The sequence below is a fragment of the Chloroflexaceae bacterium genome, from assembly GCA_025057155.1.
Taxonomy (GTDB): Bacteria; Chloroflexota; Chloroflexia; order Chloroflexales; family Chloroflexaceae; genus JACAEO01.
This window is the reverse complement of record JANWYD010000088.1, coordinates 1-729: the sequence shown is the minus strand read 5'-3', so window position 1 is coordinate 729 and position 729 is coordinate 1. Positions and strand designations below refer to the sequence as shown.

The 729-nt window shown below is 59.9% G+C and carries 1 protein-coding gene; it reads left to right on the top strand.

Annotated elements, in window-relative coordinates; translation table 11 throughout:
* Nucleotides 1-292 precede the first annotated feature (292 nt).
* The coding region (locus NZU74_20405) for a PIG-L family deacetylase (protein ID MCS6883691.1) at nucleotides 293-729 on the top strand (437 nt) is incomplete at its 3' end.

The window sequence follows — 729 nt, the reverse complement described above, 5'->3', positions numbered from 1 at the left end:
GAAGATCGGCACGGCGCTAGCCGCCCCGACGCGCGAAGAAGTGGCTGCCATCCTACGTCGGCATCGGAGAGGGTTGGCGGAAATCTTTGCTCAATAGTTTTCGGTTATCCTTCGATTCATCAATGAGTGCACTGAAGAAACGCGCCGCGGAGATGCAGAGTTCTTCTAAATTATTTCTCCGCGTGCTTTGCGATCTCAGCGGTGAAACATCCTTTTTACAGTGGACTCGATTATGGATTTTGGATTGGCAATCCGCAATCCAAAATCCAAAATCCAAAATCCAAAATCCAAGATGCCTTCTCTCCTTTGTCTGGTCGCTCACCCTGATGATGAAACCATCCTGTGCGGTGGGACGCTGGCCCTGCTCAGCGCGCGCGGGGTGGCGGTGCACGTCGTCTGCCTGACGCGCGGCGAGGGCGGCGAACTGGGCGAGCCGCCGCTGACTACCCGCGAGCAACTGGGCGCGGTGCGGGAGCAGGAACTGGTGTGCGCGGTGCAAGCGCTCGGCGGCAAGAGCCTGACCTTTCTTGGCTATATAGACCCGCCCATCGGACCGGACGGGACGCTCTCCGCGCCTGAGCACAACCCGGTGATGCTGGCCGGGCAAATCGTCAACTGCATCCAGCAGTTCAGGCCGGATGTTGTGCTGACTCACGGCAGCAACGGCGAATACGGCCATCCCGCCCACGTGCTGATGCACGCTATGACGCGCGCCGCCGTCGCCGCCCT